Below are 22,751 nucleotides of genomic sequence, written 5' to 3'. Positions count from 1 at the left end.
TCAGTCGTTCACACAGGCCGGGAGGTCAGAAGTTGCCCAGGCCGCCGCAGACGTTGAGGGCCTGCGCGGTGATGGAGGCGGCAGGCCCCGACGCCAGGTACCCGACGAGGGCGGCGACTTCCTGGGGGGTCGAGTAGCGGCCGAGCGGGATCTTCGCCTCGAACCGTGTGCGGACGGTGTCCTCGGTGGTCTCCCAGGCGGCCGCGTAGCCCGCGCGGACACGCTGGGCCATCGGCGTCTCGACGTAGCCGGGGCAGACCGCGTTGACGGTGACTCCGCTCGGCGCGAGCTCACGGCCCAGCGCCTTCGTGAAGCCGACGACACCGTGCTTGGAGGCACTGTAGGGGGCGCCGAGCAGGACGCCCTGCTTGCCCGCGGTGGAGGCGATGTTGATGATCCGCCCGTGTGCGGCGCCGTCCAGTCCGCCGTTCCTGAGTGCTTCGCGTGTCACGAGGAACACACTGTTGAGGTTGGTGTCGATGACGTCGTACCAGAGGTCGTCGGTGAGGTCGGCGGTGACACCGCCGCCGCTGCGCCCGGCATTGTTGACCAGGACGGTGAGCGGCCCGTACGTGTCGACGACGGCGCGCACCAGGGCGGTGACGTCGTCGCGCGAGCGCACGTCGGCGGCCTGCCCGGCGGCGTCCAGGCCTTCCTGCCGCAGGTCCTCGACAGTCTGCTTGACCTGGAGTTCGTGGCGGGCGCAGAGAAAGACGCGGTGCCCTGCCCGGCCGAGCGTGCGGGCCACTTCCAGGCCGATGCCGCTCGTGCCTCCGGTCACCAGGGCGACGGGGTGGGTTTCGGACATGGTCAGTGCTCCTTCGTCGGGGCCGTGGCGGCGGCCGGGGCGGGGGTCCGGACGCCGGTGCCGGGCGGGTTCTGTTCGGGGTGCGGCGCGCCGGCGAGCGGGGTGGATGGCCCGGCCGGGGCGAGTGCCCGGCGCAAGACGTCGTGGGTGAGCCGGGGGCCGCGGGCGGCGACGTAGCCGTCGGGGCGCACGAGGAGCCAGGCGCCGGGCCGCAGCCCGAGCGCGGTGGCCAGGGCGGCGCCGGGGTCGGTGTGCGGCGCGGGCCCGTCGGCGCCGTCGTCCCGGCCACCCAGAGTGCGGACCGACAGCCATGGGCCGTACTGGGCGGCCGCCGTGACGGCCGCATTCGCGGGTACACCGCCGGTGGCGCCCGCGCAGAGCAGCAGCGTCCACCGCACGTCGCGCAGTTCGGCGGTGAAGGCCCGGCGGGCGGCGGGATCCGTGGCGTCCAGGTGCACCGCCCTGACCCGCTCGCCGGGACCCGGGCCGGGGCCGTCGGGGGCGGCGGTCGTGCTCAGTGGGGAGGTGCGGTAGCCGATGCGTAGCCCCGACATGCCGCCGAGGACCTTGCGCTGGATGGCTCGGCGCAGTGGGCCGGCTCTGCGCACGACGCCGAAGACGAGGGGCAGTACGGCCCCGGCGAGGAGGTTGCGCAGCTGGACCAGGGTGGTGGCGGTGCGGGTGGAGTCGAGGAGCGCGGCGCCGATCGGGACCCGTTCCTGGCTGTAGGTGTCGAGCAACTGCGCTCCCGTATGGCCCTGTTCGACCAGGGCAAGCTTCCAGGCGAGGTTGTACGCCTCCTGGATGCCGGTGTTCATGCCCTGCCCGGAGGCGGGGCTGTGCACGTGCGCGGCGTCACCGGCGACGAAGACGCGGCGGTCCTGCATGCGTGCGACCATGCGCTGCTGGAAGGTGAACACGGAGGTCCACTCGCTGGGGCCGACGGTGACGTCACGGCCCAGGCCTCTGGAGAGCTTCGCCCCGAGGTGCTCCTCGGCGCGGCCGGCCTGCTGTGCGTCGTGCGGGGGCACTGTGTCGAGCAGCCGCCAGTGGCCCTCGCGGGCGTAGGGCACCATCATCAGGGCCCCTGCGCGGGTGTGGGCCCAGTAGATGGTGTCGGGCGGCAGGTCCATGGTGACGGGCACGTCGGCGAGCATCCAGGTTTCACTGCTGGTCCCGGCGAGTTCGAGGCCGAGCAGTGTGCGCACCATGCTGTGGCCGCCGTCGCAGCCCACCAGCCATGAAGTGTCGACGCTCTGTGCGGCCCCGTCGGCGTCCTGGAGGGTGACGCACACCCGGTCGTGGTGCTGGGTGAGACCGGTCAGCCGCACACCCCACTCGATGTCGACCCCGAGGCGGGCCAGGGCAGCACGCAGCACGGCCTCGGTCTCGGTCTGCGCGATGACGAGGGTGAACGGGTAGGCGGTCGGCATCGACGTGTAGTCGGCCTCAAGGCGCACCAGGCGGCGTCCTTCGGCGTACATGGTGAAGGCGCGGTTCTTGCGGCCGCGCGCGAGCATGGCGTCGACGATGCCCATCTGGTCGTAGGTCTCCAGGGTGCGCGGGTGCGTCGCCACGGCGCGGCTGGTGCGGGCGGGCGCTGGTGCCGCGTCGACCAGGCGCACCCGCAGGCCGCGGCGGGCCAGCTCGTGGGCGGCGGTCAGGCCGGCGGGCCCGGCGCCCGCGATCAGTACCTGGGGCCGTGCGGCAAGCTGGGCGGAGTTCACCATCGTCGCTCTCCCGGGGTGGTGGGGTGGGGCCGCAGGCCGGTGGAGTCCGGTGTGCCGCACGGCTGCGCGGCCCGTGCCTTGAGTTCCTGCCGCACTGCCTGGCGTTCGGTCTTGCCGATGCGGGTGCGGGGCACCCGGTCGAGGGCCTCGGTGAAGCGGATCCGCTCGAAGGGGCCCAGGCGTTCGTTGGCGCGCCCGGCGATCGCGTCGAGGACGCCGGTGGCGCCGGGGATGCGGGCAGCACCGGCCGGGGTGTGCTGGGGGCCGGTTCCTGTGCCGGAGCGCAGCACTATGCCGGCCCAGACCAAGGCGCCGTGCTGCGGGTCGGGCCAGTCGGCCACGACGCAGTCGGCGACGCGCGGGTCGTCGGCGAGGATCTGCTCGACGTGGCTGGGTGAGACGATCTCGTTGTCGTACGTGAAGACGTCGGTGAGCCGGTCCACCAGGCGCAGGTTTCCCTCGTGGTCGGCGCAGCCCACGTCGCCGGTGGCGAACCAGCCGTCCGCGTCGGTCGGGGTGGGCCCCTCGCCGAGGTATCCGGCCATCAGCTGCGGTCCGCGTACCTGGATTTCGCCGGTGGACCCGGGCCCCAGGGGGCGCCCTGTCGTGAGGTCGACGAGGCGGCACTCGGTGCCCGCGACGACCGTGCCGACGGTGCCCGAGCGGTAGTGGGCGGGCCGCTGGCAGTGTGTCAGCGGGGAGAGTTCGGCCATGCCGTAGCCCTGGATGACGGGGACGCCGAGCCTTTGTTCCAGGGTGCGGGCTGCCTGGGGCCTGAGCGCGGTTCCGCCGGACAGTACGGCGCTCAGACGCAGCCCCGGCGGGACGCCCCGGGCCAGGCGCTCGTCCGCGGCGAGGGCGTGCAGACGCGCGGGCAGCCCGTAGTAGTGCGTGGCCCGTGCCCGGGTGGCGGCCGTCAGGGACGCCACGGGATCGGGGTCCTGGCACAGCACCTGGCAGGCGCCCGCGTACAGGGCCGAGTTGAGGTGCATGACGTGGTAGAGCGGCAGGTGGTTGAGAGTGATGGAGTCGGCGCTCAGGCCGTGTGCGAGGGCGGTCTGCCAGGCGTTGGCGACGAGGTTGCGGTGGCTGAGCAGGACGCCCTTGGGGGTGCCGGTGGTGCCCGTCGTGAACTGCACGCACGCGACGCCGTCCGGGTCCGGCGCCGGGCCGCCGGGCCAGGGGGGAGCCCCGTCCAGGGCCGCGCGCAGCGGCACCGCACCCTCGGGCAGGGCGCTGTCGGGTGCGCCGGTGACGACGACGGCACGCAGCGAGGGCAGTTCACGGCGGATCGTGTTGATCTGGAAGGCGGTGGCCGACGGCACGAGCGCGATCTCGACCTGGGCGGTGGCCAGTACGTGCCGGAGGCCTTGCGGGGTGGTGAGGGGGTTGATCAGGACTGCGGTGGCGCCGGCCCGTATGACCCCGTGGTAAGCGGCGGCGAAATCCGGGTGAAGGATGTTCGCGACGCCGACCCGGGCGGCGGGCCGGGTGTGCCCCGTTGCGCCAAGCCACCCGGCGATCCGGTCGGCGTACGCGTCGAGTTCGGCGAAGCGCAGGGTGCGGGTCGCCGTGCGCACGGCGGCGCCCTGGGGGTGGCGCTGTGCCGCGCGGCGCAGCAGACCGTCCACCGGAAGGCCGCTGTGCGGGAATTCGCGCACCATGTCGCCTCCCCCCTTTTCTTTCCACTGGCGGCGGCGATTGCCGCCGAACGGCTTTCAGCGTCCGTCGGGGCGCTTGAGGAATCTTCGAAGAACACTCGATCGCCGCCGCAGACAGTGAGCCTTTTCCAACCTCACGCTGATGCGTGGTGAAGGACAAGGACGGCTTTCACGACGTTGCTGATTCGGTTGGTGCTGCAGCGGAGCTTTCGCAGGAGGCGCCAGCCCTTGAGGGTCGCCATGGCCCGCTCGCCGACGCATCGGATCTTGGCGTGGGTGGTGTTGTGCCGTCGCCTCCACTGCCTGAGCCGACGGCCCCGAAACGGTACCCGGACGGATCCGCCAGCACCTTGATACGCCTTGTCCGCCCAGCATTTGAGTCCCGCATCAGCGAGGGCCTCGATGATCCCGTGCTGGCGCGCGGCGGTCAGGTCGTGGGTCGAGCCGGGCAGAGCCGGCGAGGCCCAGAGCAGTCGTCCGAACGGGTCGGTGAGGACCTGGACGTTCATGCCGTGGCGTTTGTGTTTCCCGGAGTAGTACGGGGTGTCGGCGGCAATGCGGTTGATCGGCAGCAGGGTGCCGTCGAGGATGACGAACGCCTTCGTCCGGATCGTTCTCATCGCTTCGGCCAGGGACGGGGCGAGGGTGGACAGAGTGTCGACGGCTTCACGTATGTAGCGGTAAACGGTGGCGATCCCGATGCCGAATCCGGCGGCGAGCTGGGCGTAGGTGTCACCGCACCGCAGGTGGGCCAGGGCGAGCAGAGCCTGACGTGCGGCGGAGAGGCGCCGCCATCGCGTTCCAATCTCCTGCCGCCTGGCTGTGAGTTGTCCGGTCAGAAACCGCAGGGTGCGGCTGGACAGGTCGATCGAGGACGGGTAAACAAGCACGCGAAGCTCCTGGCGGACACGGGTGATCTTGGTCGAGAACCCGTCTACCAGGAGCTTCTTCGTTGCGCAGGACTGTCCAACTCGCGGTCAGCAAAACCAGCTTGGAAAACGCTCAGTGAAGTGAACGGCTTGAGCGCCACTGCCCAGGAGAGGGACACACGTTGAGCGTCGACCACACCGAACCGGTCCGGCCCGCCGCGCACGCGATGCGGTTCGCCGCCCTGTACGCGGAGATCCAGCAGTTCTACGCGCACCAGATGCAGCTCTTCGACCGGCACGACAGTGAGCGGTGGGCGGCCACGTTCACCAACGGGGCGGTCTTCGTCCTCCCGGCGCTCGACGCGCCGGTGTGCGGCCGGGCGGCGCTGGCCGCGAGTGTGCGGGGCAACCGGGAGCGCCAGGAGCGCGACGGCACACAACTGAGGCACTGGATCGGCATGCTCGACGTCGATGTGCGCCCCGACGGGACGCTGCGCACCTGTGCCTACGCCCTCGTGTACGCGACGCCGCGCGGGGGTACGCCGGTGGTGTCCCGGGTGTTCGTCATGCGGGACGAGCTGGTGGGCCGGTGCGGCGCATGGCATGTCCGGCACCGTGTGGTGAGCCGGGACGGCCTGCCCGAGGACGGGTCGGCGCAGGGGGCGGGCCCCCTGTGAGACGCCGGCGGGTTCGACGGCTTCAGGCGCGGCAGAGCGGCAGGCCGCCGTGGTGTTGCGCCATCTCACGGAAGAGGGCCGGAATGTCCAGTGGGGCGCCGGGCGGCACACCCTGCTCCTCGGCGTAGGCCCGGTGCAGGTTGGGCACCAGGCGCTCGGAGTCGAGGAGGTGGGCGTATGGGCCGGGGCCCGCCTCGCGGGCGAGCTGCAGGGGGGTCAGTGCGGCGGCCAGGCCTTCGCGGGCCAGCCGTTGCAGATGGCGGAAGTAGCCCGCGTCGGCGTCGAGGAGCTCGGGGCCGCCGACCGGGCCGTGGCCGGGGACGACCGTGAGCGGGTGCAGTGCGCGCAGGGTGTCGAGCGCGCGCAGTGAGCCGCTCACGGAGCCCATCGGGCAGAAGGGCGTGACACCGGACATCACCACGTCACCCGCGAACAGGACCCGTTGCCCGGCCAGCCACACCACGGTGTCGCCCAGGGTGTGGGCGGGTCCCACGTGCAGCAGCTCGGCGCGCACCGGCCCCACGTGCAGGGTCATCCGCTCGTGGTAGGTGACCTGCGGGACGACGACCTCGAGTTCGCCCCAGCACACGTCGGGCCACAGGCTCGCCAGGTGCAGCCCGGCCGCGCCGGCCTCGGTGCGGGCCTGTTCGTGGCCGACCACGACGGCCTCGGGGAAGACGAAGTTGCCGAAGGTGTGGTCGCCGTGGAAGTGCGTGTTGATGAGCAGCCGGGGCGGGCGCGACGCGGCGCGCAGCACCTGGCCGCGAAGGTCCAGGGCCCGCGCCTGGGTTGCGACGGTGTCCACGAGGGCGCTTTCGCCGCCGCCGAGAAGCAGCCCGGCGTTGTTCAGGCACCAGCCGCCATCGGGCTGTACGTAGGCGAGGACGCCGTCGCCGACCTCGGTGAGCCGCCCGTTCGGCATCTCAGGCCGCGGCCCTGGCCGCGAGGGCGCCGTTGACCATGTCGAGGTACTGGCGCGGGGTCTGTGCCTCGTCGAGGGCCTCCTCGTCGAGGGTGACTGCCAGGTCTCGCTCGAGGACACCGGTGACCTGGAGCAGGGCCAGCGAGTCGTAGCCCAGGTTCAGGAAGAGGGTGTCCAGGGCCTCCTCGTCCAGGGGCACTCCCTCGCCGTCGCCGGCGGCCTCGCGGAGCAGGGCTGCCAGCTTTGTCAGCTCAAGTCGTTCCACGGTGTGACCTCTCCTCGTCGTTGGATGCGTCATTGGATCCGTCGTTGGATCCGTCGTTGGATCCGTCGTTGGATCCGTCGTCGGAATGGGTCCTGCTCGGGGCGGTTCTCGGTTTGTTCCCGGACGCGTCACGGTGAGCGGGGTGTCCCGCGCACGACGACTGCCGTGTTGAACCCGCCGCGCCCGCGGGCCAGGACCAGCGCGTGCCGCAGTGCGGCCGGGCGTGCTGTTCCGGTCACCAGGTCCACGGGGCAGTCGTCGGCGAGCGGTCCGGTCGGGGCTGTCGGTGGGATCACCTGGTCGCGCAGGGCGAGCAGCGCCGCCGCCAGATCGAGTGCCGATCCGCCCGCGCCCAGGCGCCCGGTGAGCGTCTTGGGTGCGGTGACGGGTATCGCGTACGGGCCGAACAGTTCGGTGAGGGCGGCCGCTTCGGCACGGTCGGCGTCCCGTGTGCCCGCGGCGTCGGCGAATACCACGTCCACGTCGGCCGGGGCGAGGCCGGCGTCGGCGAGCGCGAGGCGCACCGCGTCGACGAGGCGGGGTGCGCCGTGTCCCGGTGCGGGGTCGAAGGTGGCTGCGCAGCCCTCGACGGTGGCGAGGATGCGGGCGCCGCGGGCTTGTGCGGCGTTGCCGTCCTCCATGACCAGCAGGGCGCCGCCCTCCCCCACGACGTGTCCGCAGGCGTCGGCGGAGAACGGCAGGTAGGCGTGGTGCGGGTCGCGGCTGGTGGTCATGCCGCCGGCTGCCAGGTGTGCGGTGAAGCCCCAGGGGCACACGGTGGCATCGAAACCGCCGGTGAGTACGGCGTGGCCGCCCTTGCGCAGCTGGCGCCTGGCCTGGGCCACCGCGTCGAGGCCGCCTGCCTGCTCGGAGACGACGACGCCACTGGGTCCGCGCAGTCCGTGCCGGATGGAGATCTGGCCGGAGTTCGCGGCGTAGAACCAGGCGAACGACTGGTAGGCACCGACGTGCCGGCTGCCCTTGCTCCACAGGGCCTGCAGTTCGCGCTGCCCGAACTCGAAGCCGCCCGCGCCGCCTGCCGTGACGACGCCCACGGTGTAGTCGGGCAGGGCTGCCGGGTCGAGGCCGGCGGTGGCGAGGGCCTCGGCGGCGGCGGCGAGGGCGAGGCGGGTCACCCGGTCCGTCTGGGGCAGCAGCTTGTCCGGCACGTGCTGGGCGTCGTCGAAGCCGGTGACCTCGCCCGCGAGGCCGGCCGGGTAGCCGGTGGCATCGAAGCGGGTGACGGGTGCGATGGCGCGCTGTGCACGCAGCATCGCCGACCACCAGGTTTCGGTGCCGACGCCGCCGGGGGCCACGACTCCGATCCCGGTGACCGCGGCACGCGCGCCGTGGGTGTCCGGCAGTGGGCTGTGCTCGGGGGCCGGTGCGCTCATGCCGCTGCCTTCCGTGCGCCGCTCAGGATCATCGCGCTCTGGAAGCCGCCGAAGCCGCTGCCCACGCTGAGTACCGTGTCGGTGCGCTGTTCGCGGGCGACGAGCGGGACGTAGTCGAGGTCGCAGTCCGGGTCGGGGTCGTGCAGGTTGGCGGTGGGCGGTACGACACCGTGTTCGATGGCCAGGGCGCAGGCTGCGATCTCCAGGGAGCCGATCGCGCCCAGGGAGTGCCCGATCATCGACTTGATGGAGCTGACCGGTACCCGGCGGGCGTGCTCGCCCAGGCTCGTCTTGAAGGCGGCCGTCTCGTGCTTGTCGTTCTGTTTGGTGCCGGAGCCGTGGGCGTTGACGTAGTCGACCGCGGTGGCGTCGATGCGGGCCTCGTCGAGGGCGACACGGATGGCCTCTGCCATCTCCCGGCCGTCCAGGCGCAGCCCGGTCATGTGGTAGGCGTTGGAGCGGCCGGCGAAGCCCGCGATCTCGGCGTAGACGTGGGCGCCTCTGCGTTCGGCGTGCCCCCGTTCCTCCAGGACGAGGACGGCGCTGCCCTCGCCCAGCACGAAGCCGTTGCGGGTGCGGTCGAAGGGGCGTGAGGCACTCTGCGGCTCGTCGTTGCGGGACGAGGTGGCGCGGATCGCGTCGAAGGAAGCGAGCGTGATCGGGGTGATCGGCGCCTCCGACGCACCGGCCACCATCACATCGGCGCTGCCCTCGCGGATGAGTTCCGCCGCGTGCCCCAGCGAGTCGAGACCGGAGGTGCAGCCGGTGGACACGACGGTGACGGGGCCCAGCGCACCGGTGTCGCGGGCCACTTCGGCGGCGACGGAGCTCGGCACGAGGTAGTCGCCCAGGCGCTCGGGGGCCCGCGCGGGGTCCAGGAGCCAGCGGCTGCCGCCCTCGCTGACGTGGGCGTAGACCTCGTCGAGTCCGCTGCTGCAGCCGACGGCGGTGCCCAGGGTCACCCCGGTGCGCTCGCCGCGGGCCGCGAGGTCGAGTCCGCTGTCGGCGACCGCTTCGCGGGCGGCGGCCAGGGCGAACTGGGCGACGCGGTCCAGGCGGTGCGCCTGGTCGGCGTCGAATCCGTGCTGGGCCGGGTCGAAGTCGGCCTCGGCTGCGACCTGTGAGCGGAACGAGCCGGCGTCGAAGCGGGTGATACGGCGGGTGGCGGTGCGGCCCTCGGTCAGCATCGACCAGAACGCTTTGGTGCCGATCCCGCCGGGGGCGACCACCCCGATCCCGGTGATGGCGACGCGTCGCATCAGCTGCTCACCCGCGCCGGGTCCGGCGTCAGGCGGCGGACGACGCGGGCGGCGCGTCCCACCAGGCGCGGCAGTTCGCTGCCGCGGACGAAGAAGTGGTCGCCAGGCACGGTACGGGCGGTGAAGCGGCCGCTGGTCCAGTGCTTCCACTGCGCCATCGCCCGGGGCGGGGCGAGCGGGTCGTCGGCCCCGGCCACGGCCAGCACCGGGACGTCGAGGAGGCCCGCGGGGGACGGCTCGCGGGCGGCGGCGCGCAGGCCGTGGGCGAGGACCAGGTCGTCGCGCAGCACCGGCAGCACGGCCCGGTGCCACAGCCCGTCGGGTCCGGCGCCGCGGGGCAGTGCCCCGACCTCGTCGAGCAGGTGCAGCAGGTCCTCGTCGCGGGCCCGGCAGGCGTCCGACAGGTCGGACGCCGCGTCGGGTGGCGGGCAGGCGCCGACCACCAGCAGCGAGGGCCCCGCAAGGCCTGCCTCGTGCAGGGCGCGGGTGAGGGTATAGGCGACCAGCGCGCCGAGGCTGTGCCCGTAGAGCACGTACGGTACGCCGCGGTCCTGGGCGGTGAAGCGGCCCAGGAGGTCGGTGAGCAGGTCCGCGGGGCGCGTGAGGCGGGCCTCGCGGCGCCGCCGTTCGCGGCCGGGCAGCAGGTGCGCGACGGTCTCGACGCCCGCGCCGAGGCGGGGGCTCCAGCCGTAGAAGGCGGAGACCCCCGCTCCTGCGTGCGCGAAGCAGTGGAGCCGTAGGGGCCGTTCGTCGGTCATGGGCGGTCCTCTCGCGCGGTTTCTCCCTGGGTCCAGTCCGGCCGGGCTGGGCCGGCCTGGCTGGGTCCTGGCCGACCGCAGCCTGGCAGGGGCCGCTCGAACGGCGCTCGCGCTCAGGCCGCGTACAGGTCGAACGTGGACAGGCCGCGCGGCCCGCCGGCCACATCCAGTGCGGGGTCGACGGCGAGCATGGCCTGGTGCAGGCGCTGCAACTGCGGTGACGGCTCCACGCCGAGCTCCTGCACGAGCCGCATGCGCAGCCTGCGGTAGACATCGAGCGCGGTGGCCTGGCGTCCTGAGCGGTACAGGGCCACCATCGCCTGCGAGTGCAGTCCCTCGTGCTGCGGGTGACGGGCGATCAGGTCGGTCAGCTCGACGATGACCTCGGTGTGCCGGCCGCAGCGCAGGTCGGCGTCAATGCAGCGTTCGACGGTGGCCAGGCGGCTCTCCTCCAGGCGCATCACCTCGATCTCCAGGACCGGGCCCAGGCGTACGTCGACGAGGGCGGGGCCCTGCCACAGGCCGAGCGCGTCACGGAAATACTGTGCGGCCCGCTCGTCCTCGCCCTCGCCGAACGCGCGCCGGCCCGCCGCCACCAGCTGTTCGTAGCGGTGCACGTCGACAGCGTCCGGCGCGATCTGCAGCAGATAGCCGCCGTGCCGGGTGGCCAGTACCTCCTTGGCGGCGCCGGGCACGTCGGGTCCCATCGCGGTGCCCAGGCGCCGGCGCAGCTGCAGGATGTACGTCTGCAGCGTGGTCATCGCGCTCTGCGGTGAGCTGCTGCCCCAGATCTCCTCCATGAGTGTGGCAACGGGCATGACGCGGCCCGGGTAGAAGGCGAGCAGGGCCAGGAGCTGCCTGGGTTTACCCGCGGTCGGCACGATCGATACTGCGTTGACCTCTGCGCTCAGCGGGCCCAGAACCTGTATTCGCATGGTGTCCTCCCCAAGGACGATGACGTTGCCCGGCTGTGTGGCCGGCTGTGCCGGCACTGTCCCTCCGGCCGCCCCGGTGGCCGGATGCCGTCGGCGCCAGGCACGCTAGCCCCGGCCGCACCATGCGCCCCGATCTCTCGACCGGCGTTCAAGTGGCCCTCCACGAAAGGGAGTCGGAGACCGTAGGGCTGTCTGGAGAATGCCCCTACGACCGGTGGAGGCCCGCTCGCGCGCCCGCGCGCGAGCGCCGGGTGGCCGATACCGTCCCAGGGGCTCGCGGCAGAAACAGCGTGAGGCCACATGGGGCGGCCTGCCCTGCCGGGACTCCAGGACAGCGGCCTGATTCTCCGTAAATCCCCCGGCCCGAACGGGACCACGACGGAAGGGGCACACGATGGGCGTCCTCGCCACCTCGCATCACGGGCCGGCGCGCACTCCCGCGGCGGCCCCCACCGGCCGGGCGGCACCAGCGAGCGGGCCCCTCGAATTCCGCCTCCTGGGCCCGGTCACTGTCCACCACAGCGCCGGCGGCCAGGACATCACTCCGCCCGGGTCCAAACAGCGCGCTCTGCTCGCCGCGTTCGTGACGCACGCCGGGGTGCTGCTCGATGTGGCCCGGCTCACCGCAGAGCTGTGGGACGGTGCGCCGCCCGCGAACGCGGCGAACGCGCTGCAGGCCCATGTGGCCCGGCTGCGCCGACTGCTGCCGGCGCCGGGCGGCGAGGGCCACGAGTGGATCAGGACCCTGCCGGCCGGATATCTCCTCAGCCTGGGCGGGGCCGGCACCGACGTCCAGCACTTCACCCGCCGCTCCTGCGAGGGCCGGGCCGCACTCGCCACGGACCCGGCGAAGGCAGCCGGACTCCTGTGTTCGGCACTGGAGTTGTGGCGTGGGCCCGCACTGCAGGGCTGCCGCACCGGGCCGATCTGTGAGGCCGAGGCCGGCCGCCTCGAGGAGATGCGGCTCGCCGCGCTGGAGGCCCTGCACGAGGCGAACCTTCGCTGCGAGCGGCACGGCGAGAGCATCGGCGAACTGGAGCGCCTGACGGCCGACCACCCGCTGCGGGAGCGCTTCTACGACCTGCTGATGGTGGCCCTGTACCGCAGCGGCCGGCAGGCTGAGGCGCTCGGGGTGTACGAGCGGGCGCGCCGGTGTCTCGTTGGTGCTCTGGGTATCGAGCCGGGCCCGGCACTGCGCGGGCGTCTGGAAGCGATCCTCGACCACCGCCCCGGCCTGTCCGCGGCGCCCTCCCCCACCCTGGCGGCCGAACTCGGCCGGCTGCGCCACCGGGTCACTGAACTCGGGCGTGAGCAGGAGGGGTTGGTGCGCCGTATTGAGGCGCTCACGGCGCCGCACACCCAGGTCATGTCCGGGCAGCCGGGCCCCGCCCGCGGCGCCCGGCCCTGAACCGGGCCCGGATCCCGGGTCGGCCCGGCCCCGGCTCAGCCGTGGAGCGGCAGCAGGGGCGCCACCCCGTCGGCTGTGGCCTTCTCACTCGCACACCGCGCCGAGAGGGCCGGTGAGTGACGTCGGTGCGCGGTGCGGGGGCGCCGCCGGTGCCTGCGGTTCACCGGGCAGGAGCAAGGCGATGTGCGCGGCCAGCGCGGTGAGGCTCGGATGGTCGTGGAGCACTGCGGCGCGCTCCCGCAGACCGTAGATGCGGTTGACGGCCGCCATGAACTCCGCGCCCAGCAGGCAGTCGACGCCCAGCCGCGCGAGCGGGGTCCCGGTCCCCAGGTCCCATGGGTCGCACTCCAGGACACGGGCCAGTTCCTCACGCAGGACGTCCGCGAGGGGCGTGAGGGGGGACGGGGGCGGCGGGACGAGGGGAGCCGGGGGCGATGGCTGCGCCTGCCGGAGCTCTGCTGCGACGTGCCGGGCGAAGGCGAGGGGGGTGGGATGGTCCAGGACGGCAGCGCCCTTGATGTCGGTGCCGAAGCGGGCATTGACCGTGGCCACGTACTCGACACCGAGCAGTGAGTCCAGGCCCATCACCGGGAACGGCCGGCCGGCGTCCGCGGGGCCCGGCGTCGTGCGGGTGACGTCGGCCAGCATGCGCAGGAGTGCGGCCAGGAGGCCGGCGCCGGCGTCCGACGCTGCCGTCGTGGCGGGCTGCAGCGGACTGTCGAGGAACATGGGGGCTCCGGGAAGGCGGGGGCGGGATGCGGGCTCACGCGGCGTGCGCGGGTTCGCACCGGGTGCCCGACGGCGCGGTACGGTAGTGGCCGGCCCGCCCGGCAGGGACCAGAACCGCCAGCAGCAGCTGCCACAACTCGGTTGTTCCGCGCCGCAGTTCGGCTGGTGAGCGGCCGTCGGCTCCGGGTGTTGCGAGGCCGTAGAGCATCGCCACGAGCAGGGTGCGGACGCCGTCACCGCGGGCGGCCTCGCTCAGCTCCCCGGCCGCCTCGGCCTCACCGAGCAGGCTCACGGCCTCGGCGAGCCAGGCCCCGCGCAGGCCGGTGATGTCGGGCCGCCCGTCGGGGCCCTCGTCCGACAGCCGGAAGGCAGCCCGCACGACGGTGTCCTCGCGGCGGGCCCACACCAGCCAGTGGGTCAGGTCGATGAGGATCTGCACGGGCGCCTCGCCCGCGTCCCGCCGCTCGCGCAAAAACCCCTCGAGGAGTGCGCGGCCCTGCTCGCGCACCGCGTCGGCCAGGCCCTCCTTCGACGTGAAGTGGAAGTACAGTGCGCCTTTGGTCATGCCCGCCGCGGCGGCGATCTGCCCGAGCGTGGCATGCGCGTACCCGCTCCTGGTGAGCAGCTTCGCCCCCTCCTCCAGGAGCCTGCGCCGGGTGCGCTGCGACCTGTCCTGCATACGTCCCTCCCTGGGTACGTCGGCCGTTGCCGCCGCGGGGCGTTCAGCCGACCCGGCTCAGCCGCTCGCCGGAGGCGGCCGCCTCGCGCGTCTGCTCGGGGCCCGCCATCAGGATCGAGCGCTGCAGCCGGCGCAGCCCCGCGGACGGCTCAAGTCCCAGCTCACGTACGAGGGATGTGCGCAGCCGCTGGTAGACGTCGAGTGCTTCGCTGCGCCGGCCGGAACGGTGCAGTGCGAGCATGAACTGGGCATGCAGGTTCTCGTGCGTGCGGTATCTGCGAACCAGGACTGTCAGCTCGCTGAGGAGTTCGCGGTGGCGCCCCAGACGCAGGTCGGCCTCGATGCGCTGGTCGAGCGCGCACAGCCGTGTCTCCTCCAGGCGCCGGCTCTCCATGTCCAGTTGGGGGCCGGTGGTGACGTCGGCGAGCGCGGAGCCGGTCCACAGCTCCAGCGCGTCGCGCAACTCCCGTGCCGCGCGCGGGAAGTCACCGGCGTCCATCGCACGGTAGCCGCGCCCGGCGAGCCGTTCGAACTCGCGGACGTCGATGGTGCCGCCCGAGGTGTTCAGCATGTATCCGCCGGGAGCGGTGACCAGGACGTCCTTGGCCGTGCGGGGCGGGGCCGTCCGGGAGTCGTGTTCCAGGGCCGAGGCGATCAGGTCGCGCAGCTGCAGCACATACGTCTGCAGCGTGGTGCGGGCGCTGCGCGGCGGCTCCTCCCCCCACAGTTCCTCGATCAGCGAGGCCACCTGCACGACGCGATCGGCGTGCAGGGCCAGAAGAGCCAGTACCTGCCGTGCCTTGGGGGCCGTCGGGGTGACCGAGATCCCGCCCTCGGTGACAGCCAACGCGCCCAGTACTTCGATGTCCATGTCGTTTCCCCCTCGTCACGCATGAGTCATCTGCAGCCCGAGACCTCGCAAAGAGGCACTTCCCGGCACTCACCGAAGTTAAAAACAGCCCGGACGGTTTGTCAATATCAAACCGTCCAGGCTGTTTTTTTTACAGGTCATGACGTACCCGGGCAGCCCGGTGCGGCCTGGAGCCGTGCAGGCAGGGGCACTTGGGGCGGGGTGGCGGCTACGGCCCGGCGGCGTTCTCCTCGGCGCGGTCGCGCCAGAAGCGCCGCCGGAAAGCTCGCGTACGGTCTTTTCGCCGGTGCCGCGTGCGCATGATTTCCGGACGTGCCGGTACGCTCACGTGCGGATCTCAGGACTCAGGTGCGGCAGCAACAGCTCCCAGATCCCGGCGATCCTGCGGCGGGTGAGCCACTGGGGGTCGTCTCCCCCGAGTACTTCGAGGCCCACCGTGGTCGCCACGACCGCGTGCGTCGCGCTGTGCCCCGACACGCCTTCGGCCAGCCGCCCCTCCTGCTCGGCCAGGCGCAGCATCTCCCCCACCCAGCGCTCCCAGTCCTGGCGTGGGCCGCAGCCGCCGGTGCGGGCCCGGTCGGAGCCGAGACCGAACCCGGCTCTGACCACGATGTCGTCGGCGAGCCGGCTCATCAGGGCGTACGTCGCGTCGACCAGCGCCTGCAGTACGCAGCCCCCGGCGGGCTGCACGTCGCTGATGATCCGGGCGAGTGAGGCGACGGCCTCGTCCTCGACGGCCTGGGCGAGCATCTGCTTGTTGGCGAAGTGGAAGTGCAGTGCGCCGTTGCTGACGCCCGCCCGTCTGCTGATGGTGGTGAGCGAGGCAGGCGCGTACCCCTCCTGCGCGAACACTTCGGCCGCGGCGTGGATCAGCGACGTCCGGGTGCGCCGGGCACGTTCCTGCTGGACCATGTGTGTCTCTCCTGGGGCTCACCACGGCGCGCTCCCCCACGTGCCGTGTTCGTGGGTCACTGGGGCGGGTTCCCGTGTTTGCGCGATGGCAGAGCGGCGTGCTTGGTGCGCAGCGCGGCAAGGGCACTGGCCAGTACCGCCCGGGTGTCGGCGGGGTCGATCACGTCGTCGATGAGGCCGCGTTCGGCGGCGTAGTAGGGGTGCATCAGCTCGGCCCTGTACTCCTTGACCAGGCGGGCGCGCATGACCTCGGGATCGTTCGCCCCGGCGATCTGCTTGCGGAAGATGACATTGGCGGCGCCCTCGGCGCCCATCACCGCGATCTCGTTGCCCGGCCAGGCGTAAGTCAGGTCCGCACCGATCGACTGCGACTCCATGACGATGTATGCGCCGCCGTAGGCCTTCCTGAGGACGAGCGAGACCCGCGGCACGGTGGCATTGCAGTACGCGTACAGCAGCTTCGCGCCGTGGCGGATGATGCCGCCGTGTTCCTGTCCGACGCCCGGCAGGAAGCCCGGTACGTCGAGGAGGGTCACCAGCGCGATGTTGAAGGCGTCGCACATCTGGATGAAGCGGGCCGCCTTCTCGCTCGCCTCGATGTCGAGCACTCCGGCCAGGACCTGGGGCTGGCTTGCGACGATGCCCACGACCTGCCCGTCGATGCGGGCCAGGGCGCACACGATGTTGCACGCCCAGTGCTCGTGCACCTCGAGGAACTCCCCGTCGTCGACGATCTCCTCGATGACCTTGGTCATGTCGTAGGGGCGGCTGCCTTCCAGAGGGACCAGGTCCAGCAGCGCCGCGGTCCGCCGCCCGGCCGGGTCACCGGCGGCGACGGCCGGCGGCGCCTCGCGGTTGTTCTGCGGCAGCAGCGAGAGCAGGTACCGCACTTCGGCCAGACAGCTCTGCTCGTCGTCGTAAGCGAAGTGACAGACACCGCTGGTCTCGGCGTGGACATCGGCGCCGCCCAGAGCGTTGTGCGTGATCTCCTCGCCCGTCACCGCCTTCACCACACCGGGGCCCGTGATGAACATCTGCGACGTCCCGCGGACCATGAACACGAAGTCCGTGAGCGCCGGGCTGTAGGCTGCGCCGCCCGCGCAGGGGCCGAGCATCACCGAGATCTGCGGGATGACGCCGGACGCCGCGGTGTTGCGCCGGAAGATACCGCCGTACCCGGCCAGCGCGGTGACGCCCTCCTGAATCCGGGCGCCCGCACCGTCGTTGAGCGACACCAGCGGCGCGCCCGCCGCCACTGCCATGTCCATGATCTTGTGGATCTTCTCGGCGTGCGCCTCACCCAGAGCACCGCCGAAGATCCGGAAGTCGTGGGCGTAGACGAAGACCGTACGGCCCCCCACCGTGCCCCACCCGGTGACGACACCGTCGGTGTAGTGCTTCCTGGCCTCCAGACCGAAACCCTGCGCGCGGTGCAGGCGCAGCTGTCCGACCTCGCTGAACGACCCCTCGTCCAGGAGCAGTGCGATGCGCTCGCGGGCCGTCAGCTTGCCCTTGGCGTGCTGGGCCTCGGTCGCTTTCCCGCTGGGCCCGCGCAGGGCACGCTCGCGCAGGGCACGCAGCTCGCCCACCTGTGTGTGCGTCGGCACCGGCTCCACGCCGACCGATGAGGGATACGTCGTCATGACGGCCCCTTCCTCTCGTCGCCGCGGATGCGGTGCGTGCGCCCCGACCACCCGCGCAGCCTAACAAACCGCACGAGCGGTTTGTAGATGTCAGATGCAGAAATACCCGGCCGTGGCCCAGGGTCCGTGAGCAACCCGGCCCGCGCCCGCTCAGCGCCAGCTGTGCGGAGCCCGGTAGGGCCCCTCCTCCTCGGGCCGCCAGCCCCGCCCCACAGGGCGCCCGGGACGGAGCCCGTGCGCCTGGCGGCCCCGCGCGAGCAATGACAACAGTGCGACGATGGCAGCGAGTTCCTCTTCACCAGCCTCCCCGCGCTCCACACGGATCACACCGTCGGCGCCAACCGGACTGCTCACGCGGCCTCCTTCATCGGGTCACCGGCCCACGGTCCGCCCGCCCGCTCGAAAAACGGTGCAGACGCAGTGGAGGCCCCCCGGTGTGCATGTGCTCCGCGCCCCCTCGCGGGGCGCGGAGCACATGCCGGGCACGGGAACCCGCAGTCGGCCGCGTGGCGCCGCGCTGTCAGTTCGCCGGGTCACCGAGCAGGACGGGCAGTGCGCGGTAGCCGTTTATCAGGAACGTGGGCAGAGGCTCCAGTTCACCGGGCGCGCACGCGAGGCTCATCCGGGGGAAACGCTCGAAGACAGCGCTCAGAGCGGTGGTCGCCTCCACACTGGACAGCGGGACCCCCATGCACCGGTGCACTCCGTGCCCGTATCCCAGGGTGCCGCGGTCGGTACGCAGCAGGTCGAACCCGGCCGCATCCCTGCCGTATCTCTGCGGGTCCAGCCCTCCCCCGGCGAACGAGACGAGGATCGGGTCGCCCTGCTCGATACGGACACCGTCCAGGTCGATGTCCTGGACCGCGAAGCGCAGCGGCGAGTAGGCGCCGGGCGTGTGCATCCGCATCGTCTCCGCCACCACGTCGTCCCAGCCGGCCCGGCCCGCACGGACATGGGCCAGCTGGCCCGGGTTGGTCAGGAGCGCACCCAGCGCATTGGTGATCAGTGTGGCCGTGGTGTCCTGACCTCCGGCGACCATCAGGTACAGGGTGCCCAGGAGTTCGGACTCGGTCAGCTGGTCCCCCTCGTCCCGCGCCAGGATCAGCGAAGAGGTCAGGTCGTCACCGGGCGCGGCACGTTTGGCCGCCACATGCGCGGCCAGCAGGTCGAAGGCCTCCACCCGCGCCTTCTCCATCTCCCCGGCCGCCACCGTAGTGCTGAACACGGTGTGCAGCGCGGTGCACAGAGTCCTGGTTGCGGCGCCCTGCGGTATCCCGAACAGCTCACAGATCACACGCATGGGGAGCAGTTCGGCGAAGCACGCACGCAGATCGACAGCCGTACCGCCGGGCAGCGCGAGAAGCCCGTCGAGGAGTTCAGACGTGATCTCCTCAACGCGCGGACGCATCGCCTGCGACCTGCGCGCCGTGAAAGCACCCGCCACCAGACGCCGCAACCGCGCATGCCGGTCCCCGTACGCGAAGAGCATGTTCTCGTTCGCCACCCACGGATACAGCGGCCACGCATCGGTGATACGGCCCTCCCGCAGCGCCGGCCAGTGACTGCTCGCATCCCTGGACACCCTCGCGTCGAGCAGCAGCCGCTCGACCTGGTCCTGGCGCACCACTGCCCACGCACTCACACCACCGGGCAGTAACACCTTCACCGGGCCCCGGGTACGCAGCATCTCGGCTTCACCCGCGAGATCACTGCCCGTGACATCCAGTACGTACGGGCAAGCAGTAACGTCCATCATTCCCACCCCAGGGTCGAAATCGACTTGAGTCCGTGCGTCGTACCCGTGCTGAGCACACCTGTGCCGAGCACACCCGTGCTGGTCCCGATCCGCGCCGATCCTGAAAATTCCCCGCCCACTCCGCCCACTCCCCCGCCCGCCCCCTGCGGCCGGCCCGCCCAGCCGGATCGGGCCGGATCGGGCGACCGGCCGGGCAGGGTGGAGCGGGTGGGTGGGTCAGCCGCCCGTGCCGGGCGCGGCCTGAGACCTGTCGCGGGCCGCGAGTGCCTCCTCGTACACGCGCTCGGCCCGGCCCGGTGAAATGTCCAGACGCATCAGCACCCCCGGCACCGCGATCCCGGCCATGAGATGGCGCTGCATGTTCGTCACGCCCGCCACCAGATCCGCATGATTTGTCATGATCTTGGACAGCATCTGTACTCCGGTGAAACACCCCACGAACAGCCACGCGGAGGCCTCGACGTCGACCTGCGGCAGAAGTTCACCGTTCTCCTTGGCCCGGGTCAGCACAGCGATGTTGCGCTCACCCCAGGCACTCATGGGCACCTGCCGGTCGAGCCCGTCCAGACGCGACCCCTGGTCCACTGTGAGACGCACACTGCCCCGCACCATCGCGTCACCCTTGCTGAGCATGTGCGCGATCACCAGCGACTCGTCCAGGCCCTGCTGCAAGGCCAGTTCACGCTCGGGAACCTCTGGAACCGCACTCACCTGGCCCGCGAGGACCGCCTGCGCGAGTTCCTTCTTGGAAGCGAAATGGAAGTACAGGGCCCCCTTGGTGACCCCGGCACGACCGAGGATCTCAGAGATCGCCGCGGACTCGTAGCCCACCTCGTCGAACACCTCGCCCGCCGCGACCAGGATCGCCTCACGCGTCCGCACAGCTCGTTCCTGCCTGGCCACCGCCACCTCCGTGCTTCGCCCCGAACCCGTCCGAAAACCCAAGGGCCGCGGGTCACGGACCCCAGCGGCCGCCACCCTCACACCCAGCACCCGCAGGCCGCGCCCGCCGGATCAGAGACTGTCCGTGACGCCCGCACGGAGGCGGCCCCCACCCCTGCGAACCGTACGAGAATAAAACCAGTCAGACGGTTTTTCAATGCCTCACCCGCACACAACGGCCCCGCCGGCCTCGGCACTCACCCTGCTGAACCCCGGATTCCCCTTGCGGCGCCCGGATTCCGGGGCGTTCAGCACCTTGAAAACAAAACCGGTTGGTACGTATCTTGCGTCTCGGGCCCAATCGGGCAGAGGTTCCGTGACAACTCCGGGGGAAAAGCATGTCCTTGGTCACTTGGCACAACGTTCCGGCCGTCTCCAGCACTCTCCTCGAACCTCAGCCTCTCGGGACGGCACTCCCTCCCGACGTGGTGGAGCACCCCACCCCCCGCACGCCGGCCCAGACCCCCACCGACTCCGCCGCCGCCGGCGAACTGCGCCACCTGCTCTTCGACGGCAACGACCGCGAACGGGTGCACGCACCCTGGCACACGCTCGTCTCCGCCCCCTCCTACCGCCACCGCGACGGCCTCACCCCCGCCGAGCGCGCCTCTCTCGCCTACGAACGGCTGCGCGAGATCAACACCCTCGTCCCCGACCCCCGCGCCCTGGCCCGCGACCCGCGACTGCTCGCCTCCCTCCACGAGTGGGCCGCGATCGTCGACGGCGGAGGAGGCCTGTGCACCGTCGCGGGCATCCACTACAACCTCTTCCTCGGCAGCCTCCTCGACCACGAGGACACCGGGCGGCGCGACCTGTCGGACTTCACGTCGATGCGCCGCACAGGAACGTTCCTCTGCACCGAGCTGGAACACGGCAACGACGCCGGCGCACTGGAAACCACCGCCGAGTACGACCGCGACAGCGACACCTTCGTACTGCACACACCCACCGACGGCGCCCGCAAATTCATGCCGAACACCAGCCCCCTCGGCGGTCCCAAAAGCGCACTCGTAGCCGCCCGGCTCCTCATCGACAACAACGACGAGGGAGTCTTCCTCTTCCTCACGCCACTCAGCGACGAAAACGGCACGCTCCCCGGCATCCGCATCCACCCACTGCCCCTGCGCCCGGATGCCCCCGTGGACCACTGCCTCACTGCCTTCGACCACGTCCGCCTCGACCGCTCAGCACTCCTGGAAGCCGAACACGGACACCTCGACACCCAAGGCCGCCTCAACAGCACCCTCGGCAACAAACGCAAACGGTTCCTCCACTCCATCAGCCGCGTCACCACAGGAAAACTATGCATGAGCGCCGCTGCCATCGGCGCCTCCCGCGCTGCCCTCGCCATCGCCGTACGCTACGCACAGCACCGCCACATCAGCGGACCCAGACCCGGCGAACGAATCCCCCTGCAAGCACACCGCAGCCACCACGGCCGGCTCCTCACCTCACTCGCCACCGTGTACGCCATGACCTTCGCCCACCGCGAAACAGTCAATCAGTGGTGCACCCACCACCCCGCACAACGCGAAGAAGCCGAACGACAGACCGCCATCATGAAAGCCTGGAACACCTGGCAGGCACGCACCATCACAACCGAATGCCGCGAACGATGCGGCGCCCAAGCACTCTTCTCCGCCAACGGACTCGCCGACTTCCCCCAAAACACCGAAGGCACCATCACCGCCGAAGGCGACAACCTCGTCATCTGGCTCAAAGCAGCCGGCGAGATCCTCTTCCACCCCACCACCCACCCCCCAAGAAGCAACCACACACCCCCCGCCGAACGCCCCCTCACAGACCTCATATTCCTACGCGAACTACTCGCCCAGACCGAACAACTCTGGCGCAACCGCGCCAGAACGGCACTACGCCAAGGCCCCACAGGCAATCCACTCGCACGCTGGAACACCGCCTCCGACGCCGCCCTCCAAATGGTCGCCGCACACGCCACCCTCAACGCCGCTGACGCCTTCCTCAACACCATCAAAAACGCCCAACACCCCACAACCCGCAATCTCCTCCAACAACTCTGCCGTCTCTTCCTCCTCCGCCAACTCACCCAACACACGGGCGACCTCCTCGCCGATAACCACCTCACCCCCCAACACGTCTGGGCACTGCCCGACACCATCAACACCGCAACCAACCAACTCGCGCCCCACCTGCACACCCTCACCCACGCATTCGATCTCCCCACCACACACCTCAACACCCTCCCCATGCTCAACAACACACCCCCACCCACCCACGCCTGACCACACCCCCACACCGGGCCGACCCCGCCATCCAACCCGGCGCCACACCGACCACCCAACCCTGACCATCAGAAGAGAGATCCGCTCCTCCTGGGCCCCGATGGCATTGGTCAAGGGGATGGGGCCGGTTGGGGTTCGCAGGAGGCGCCGTCGCGGAGCATGGCGGACAAGACGTCGGCCCGGTGTCGGGCGAGGCGGAGAAGGGCTTTGGGCGTGTGCTTGCCCTGACTGATCTTCATGTCTTACTAGGGGGTGTTCTTAGTTGAGATCAC

Annotated in this window: 21 protein-coding genes; 3 read left to right on the top strand and 18 right to left on the bottom strand. The window is 71.4% G+C overall.

What is annotated here, in order from left to right:
• Positions 1-25: 25 nt before the first annotated feature.
• The 4 genes from OG584_RS34280 to OG584_RS34265 all read right to left on the bottom strand — a co-directional run bounded on the left by OG584_RS34280 (position 26) and on the right by OG584_RS34265 (position 5,089).
• Positions 26-808: an SDR family NAD(P)-dependent oxidoreductase gene (locus tag OG584_RS34280; RefSeq protein WP_405783677.1), complete on the bottom strand. Its 783-nt coding sequence runs from the start codon at positions 806-808 to the stop codon at positions 26-28.
• Positions 809-810: 2 nt separating this feature from the next.
• Positions 811-2,538 (bottom strand): FAD-dependent oxidoreductase, encoded by a 1,728-nt coding sequence (locus OG584_RS34275; protein ID WP_405783676.1) that lies wholly within the window; start codon positions 2,536-2,538, stop codon positions 811-813.
• The gene (locus OG584_RS34270) at positions 2,532-4,202 is read right to left on the bottom strand and encodes a class I adenylate-forming enzyme family protein (protein WP_405783674.1); all 1,671 of its coding nucleotides are present in this window, start codon (positions 4,200-4,202) and stop codon (positions 2,532-2,534) included. The genes OG584_RS34275 and OG584_RS34270 overlap by 7 nt, the downstream gene beginning before the upstream one ends.
• A gap of 131 nt (positions 4,203-4,333) precedes the next feature.
• Complete coding sequence (locus OG584_RS34265; protein ID WP_405779056.1) at positions 4,334-5,089, bottom strand: transposase family protein; 756 nt, start codon at positions 5,087-5,089, stop codon at positions 4,334-4,336.
• A 161-nt stretch (positions 5,090-5,250) separates the two neighbouring features.
• Here OG584_RS34265 and OG584_RS34260 point away from each other — a divergent pair, with 161 nt between their 5' ends.
• Positions 5,251-5,745, top strand: coding sequence for a nuclear transport factor 2 family protein (locus tag OG584_RS34260; RefSeq protein ID WP_405783672.1), 495 nt, complete (start codon positions 5,251-5,253; stop codon positions 5,743-5,745).
• A 22-nt stretch (positions 5,746-5,767) separates the two neighbouring features.
• Here the strand turns inward: OG584_RS34260 and OG584_RS34255 are convergent, their stop codons facing one another.
• The 6 genes from OG584_RS34255 to OG584_RS34230 all read right to left on the bottom strand — a co-directional run bounded on the left by OG584_RS34255 (position 5,768) and on the right by OG584_RS34230 (position 11,278).
• On the bottom strand, positions 5,768-6,667 hold the full coding sequence (locus tag OG584_RS34255) for an MBL fold metallo-hydrolase (RefSeq protein ID WP_405783670.1): 900 nt from the start codon (positions 6,665-6,667) through the stop codon (positions 5,768-5,770).
• 1 nt (position 6,668) lies between these two features.
• A complete protein-coding gene (locus OG584_RS34250; protein WP_405783668.1) occupies positions 6,669-6,932 on the bottom strand; it encodes an acyl carrier protein in 264 nt (87 codons plus the stop codon).
• A gap of 128 nt (positions 6,933-7,060) precedes the next feature.
• On the bottom strand, positions 7,061-8,326 hold the full coding sequence (locus OG584_RS34245) for a beta-ketoacyl synthase N-terminal-like domain-containing protein (RefSeq protein WP_405783666.1): 1,266 nt from the start codon (positions 8,324-8,326) through the stop codon (positions 7,061-7,063).
• Positions 8,323-9,585, bottom strand: a complete 1,263-nt coding sequence (locus tag OG584_RS34240; RefSeq protein ID WP_405783664.1) for a beta-ketoacyl-[acyl-carrier-protein] synthase family protein — start codon at positions 9,583-9,585, stop codon at positions 8,323-8,325. Before OG584_RS34240 ends, OG584_RS34245 begins: the two co-directional genes overlap by 4 nt.
• Positions 9,585-10,343, bottom strand: a complete 759-nt coding sequence (locus tag OG584_RS34235; RefSeq protein WP_405783663.1) for a thioesterase II family protein — start codon at positions 10,341-10,343, stop codon at positions 9,585-9,587. Before OG584_RS34235 ends, OG584_RS34240 begins: the two co-directional genes overlap by 1 nt.
• A gap of 113 nt (positions 10,344-10,456) precedes the next feature.
• Complete coding sequence (locus OG584_RS34230; protein WP_405783662.1) at positions 10,457-11,278, bottom strand: BTAD domain-containing putative transcriptional regulator; 822 nt, start codon at positions 11,276-11,278, stop codon at positions 10,457-10,459.
• A 394-nt stretch (positions 11,279-11,672) separates the two neighbouring features.
• Between OG584_RS34230 and OG584_RS34225 the strand changes: the two genes are divergently transcribed.
• Positions 11,673-12,686: a BTAD domain-containing putative transcriptional regulator gene (locus OG584_RS34225; RefSeq protein ID WP_405783660.1), complete on the top strand. Its 1,014-nt coding sequence runs from the start codon at positions 11,673-11,675 to the stop codon at positions 12,684-12,686.
• 84 nt (positions 12,687-12,770) lie between these two features.
• Here the strand turns inward: OG584_RS34225 and OG584_RS34220 are convergent, their stop codons facing one another.
• From OG584_RS34220 to OG584_RS34185, 8 genes are all read right to left on the bottom strand, one after another.
• Positions 12,771-13,415: a phosphopantetheine-binding protein gene (locus tag OG584_RS34220; RefSeq protein WP_405783658.1), complete on the bottom strand. Its 645-nt coding sequence runs from the start codon at positions 13,413-13,415 to the stop codon at positions 12,771-12,773.
• A gap of 34 nt (positions 13,416-13,449) precedes the next feature.
• Positions 13,450-14,094, bottom strand: coding sequence for a ScbR family autoregulator-binding transcription factor (locus OG584_RS34215; protein WP_405783657.1), 645 nt, complete (start codon positions 14,092-14,094; stop codon positions 13,450-13,452).
• Positions 14,095-14,137: 43 nt separating this feature from the next.
• Positions 14,138-14,965, bottom strand: a complete 828-nt coding sequence (locus OG584_RS34210) for a BTAD domain-containing putative transcriptional regulator (protein WP_405783656.1) — start codon at positions 14,963-14,965, stop codon at positions 14,138-14,140.
• 324 nt (positions 14,966-15,289) lie between these two features.
• Complete coding sequence (locus OG584_RS34205; RefSeq protein WP_405783654.1) at positions 15,290-15,877, bottom strand: ScbR family autoregulator-binding transcription factor; 588 nt, start codon at positions 15,875-15,877, stop codon at positions 15,290-15,292.
• Positions 15,878-15,933: 56 nt separating this feature from the next.
• On the bottom strand, positions 15,934-17,520 hold the full coding sequence (locus OG584_RS34200; RefSeq protein ID WP_405783653.1) for an acyl-CoA carboxylase subunit beta: 1,587 nt from the start codon (positions 17,518-17,520) through the stop codon (positions 15,934-15,936).
• Between the two features lie 150 nt (positions 17,521-17,670).
• Positions 17,671-17,874, bottom strand: a complete 204-nt coding sequence (locus OG584_RS34195; protein ID WP_405783651.1) for an acyl-CoA carboxylase subunit epsilon — start codon at positions 17,872-17,874, stop codon at positions 17,671-17,673.
• Positions 17,875-18,040: 166 nt separating this feature from the next.
• Entirely contained in the window at positions 18,041-19,273 is a 1,233-nt protein-coding gene (locus OG584_RS34190) for a cytochrome P450 (protein WP_405783649.1), read from the bottom strand.
• 219 nt (positions 19,274-19,492) lie between these two features.
• Positions 19,493-20,179, bottom strand: a complete 687-nt coding sequence (locus OG584_RS34185; protein ID WP_405783647.1) for a ScbR family autoregulator-binding transcription factor — start codon at positions 20,177-20,179, stop codon at positions 19,493-19,495.
• A gap of 377 nt (positions 20,180-20,556) precedes the next feature.
• Between OG584_RS34185 and OG584_RS34180 the strand changes: the two genes are divergently transcribed.
• Positions 20,557-22,479, top strand: a complete 1,923-nt coding sequence (locus OG584_RS34180) for an acyl-CoA dehydrogenase (RefSeq protein ID WP_405783645.1) — start codon at positions 20,557-20,559, stop codon at positions 22,477-22,479.
• Positions 22,480-22,751 lie beyond the last annotated feature (272 nt).

This window comes from Streptomyces sp. NBC_00859 (assembly GCF_045161865.1).
In the GTDB taxonomy this organism is placed as follows: Bacteria; Actinomycetota; Actinomycetes; order Streptomycetales; family Streptomycetaceae; genus Streptomyces.
Note: the sequence above shows the minus strand (reverse complement) of the source record. Positions and strands in the feature narration are given on the sequence as shown.